The sequence below is a fragment of the Amniculibacterium aquaticum genome (genome assembly GCF_003852705.1).
In the GTDB taxonomy this organism is placed as follows: domain Bacteria; phylum Bacteroidota; class Bacteroidia; order Flavobacteriales; family Weeksellaceae; genus Amniculibacterium; species Amniculibacterium aquaticum.
In genome coordinates, this window is record NZ_REFA01000054.1 from 1 (window position 1) to 2,471 (window position 2,471).

The 2,471-nt window shown below is 28.6% G+C and carries 3 protein-coding genes and 2 pseudogenes; 1 reads left to right on the forward strand and 4 read right to left on the reverse strand.

Translation table 11 applies throughout. The features are described 5' to 3' along the window. Positions 1–116, forward strand: a pseudogene (locus EIY84_RS12040) (IS30 family transposase); the annotation flags it as partial. 418 nt (positions 117–534) lie between these two features. Here EIY84_RS12040 and EIY84_RS11625 read toward each other — a convergent pair. The 4 genes and pseudogenes from EIY84_RS11625 to EIY84_RS12045 form a co-directional block, all read right to left on the reverse strand. After that, positions 535–777: a hypothetical protein gene (locus tag EIY84_RS11625; RefSeq protein WP_124643360.1), complete on the reverse strand. Its 243-nt coding sequence runs from the start codon at positions 775–777 to the stop codon at positions 535–537. An 84-nt stretch (positions 778–861) separates the two neighbouring features. Beyond that, positions 862–1,347, reverse strand: coding sequence for a hypothetical protein (locus EIY84_RS11630; RefSeq protein ID WP_124643362.1), 486 nt, complete (start codon positions 1,345–1,347; stop codon positions 862–864). Positions 1,348–1,570: 223 nt separating this feature from the next. Next, a complete protein-coding gene (locus EIY84_RS11845; protein WP_164472049.1) occupies positions 1,571–2,104 on the reverse strand; it encodes a hypothetical protein in 534 nt (177 codons plus the stop codon). A gap of 248 nt (positions 2,105–2,352) precedes the next feature. Then, positions 2,353–2,471 (reverse strand): annotated as a pseudogene (locus EIY84_RS12045) (IS30 family transposase); the annotation flags it as partial.

Here is a 2,471-nt window from a genome sequence, read left to right on the forward strand (position 1 = left end):
AAAGGGTAATAAATATTTTAAACAACAGACCACGAAAAAGATTTGGTTTTAAAACGCCCAATGAAATTTTCGCTCAAAAATTGAATGAAAACTGTGATGTTGCATTTATAACTTGAATCCACCTTTTGTATAATCCAACTTTTTGGATTATACTTTACTCGGAAAAATGAGAGAGGGAACGATGTTCAGGAAGTCTGCCCTCATTGTAGGAATAATTTACTCGGTTCTTTTACTATTATTTCGAAGCGTTCTCCTCTGTTTTCAGTTTTATCAAACTGTGATTTATTCGTTGCAAAAATGATATTTGGAGAACATTCCTTATAAAATATCGCACAACGGAAAAAGTATTGGCGAAGGACGGGCTACTGCTAACACAAAATGTAAGTGAAAACCATCCTGAGCAAAAACTTTTTTCGTTTTGCTAAAATACTAAAAAAAGTAAAACGAAAAAGTTTTTTGCGAATTTTGTTAACTGAATTCTCAAAGACAATATTCACCCCGTCTTTTGCCAATACACTGTTGTACGACGTTTTTTTAAAAGTTTATATCCAATATATCTGCAATCGTTTTAAAATTTTCGGTGGCTTTTTCTTTATTTTGAGGTATTTTAGACTTGAATTCCTTATCTGGAGCAAAAGGTATTATATATTTACCATCTTCAATTGTTAGTTTTAGAGTGAAATCTTCATCAACTTTATACAAGTAAATATTAGAATTGATTTTCTCAAATCCTTTAGATAGTAAAAATTCATTAAAATTGAAATCGTTTTTTTCCATTTTTATCATTTAAATTAGCAAAAATACAATAATATAGAAGAATTTAGACTGAATATCAAAATACTTATTAACAATTTACGTTTCTTAATTCCAATTGTATAATGCTTTAAATTTTCTATACTCTTCTTCGTTCTGCATTATATAAATCATAAAATCGTCTAAACTTATTTTTGAATTAGATTGTCCCATATCTTTTCGAACTAATTTCATTAATTCAAAATATTTTTTAAAATGGTCCACTCCGTTATTTCCAGGCTTTTGTAATTCAAGTGTCCAATTTTTAAAAGATTCAAACATTTCGTCAGAAGCATATAGAAACATATTTTTTTTAATGTCCAAGATTCTTTTCAGTAGTTCTTTATCATTGACCTTTTTTCCAATTTTTTCACCGTGCATTGTATCAAAAATTATATAAACTAATTCAGAATAAATTTGAAATTTTTTTTCCGAAAGTTGGGTTTCTATGTTTTTGATTTTATCTTTCTGAAATTGAACTCGCCATATTAGATATGTTGAAAGAGTTCCTAGAATCAACAATGAAATTTCTTTAATTGGTAAATTTTCAATCATTAAATTAATTTAAAACGGATTTTTGGATAAAATGTCGTACAACGGAAAACGTATTCGCGAAGAGCGGGCTTTTGAAGCCGAAAAGTTCAACTTTCCCGAACCTTAGCAAAAACTTTTTCCGCTGACTAAATTAAGAAAAAAAAGGAAGCGGAAAAATTTTTTGCGGATTATTTTGACGAATGTTTCTAGTAAGAATTCAACCCCGCTTTTTGCGAATACGATGTTATCTGTAGTGCTTCGTTTGAGGCTTCCAGAAGAACTTTCGTATTAAAAAAAAACCGATTGCTGCAATAAAAAAGAATAAACTAACAAATGGATTTATTTTTTTTGAATTTTTGTTGATTTGAATAACTTTATTGAAGTCTAAAAAAATATCTGAATTTGCATAAATTCCAAATACGGAAACAGTTGAGTTTTTGTTAAGTTTCTGTTCATCGTTTTTGAGTATTTGAAAACTGAAAATTTCGTTTTTATTAGCATTTAATTCAAGTCCTTTTTTATTGAATACGGACAAATAACTAGCAGGAATTTGGAAATGATTGTTTAGATTTTGTATTTTAATCAAATATGTATATTTCTGATTAGAGTTAGGTTTATAGTCGAATTTTTCAATTTTGCCATGAATATTTGTAATTTCATTCTTATTTGTTGGATTTTTATTGTTTAAATCGAAAATAAAGGTTGTTAAAGCAATCATAATTGCAATTGTAGAAAAAGCGTAGTAATTTTTGTCAAACAATTTGTGAATTTTACTCAATTTTTTTTTATTACGGTTTGTGATAGCATTACAGATAACGGAAAAAGTATTGGCGAAGTGCGGGCTTTCGAAGAACTGAAAGTTCAAGAACGACCAAACGTAGCGAATGCTTTTTCAAGTACACTAAGTTAATAAAAAAAGTGGAATTGAAAAGCATGAGCGGATTATTTTTTCTGCTTTTCGATTTTGCACTTTCCCCCGCATTTTGCCAATACAATGTTGTACGACGTTTTTTATTCTTGGTGGATTCAAGTTATAAATGCAACATCACAGTTTTCATTCAATTTTTGAGCGAAAATTTCATTGGGCGTTTTAAAACCAAATCTTTTTCGTGGTCTGTTGTTTAAAATATTTATTACCCTTTCAA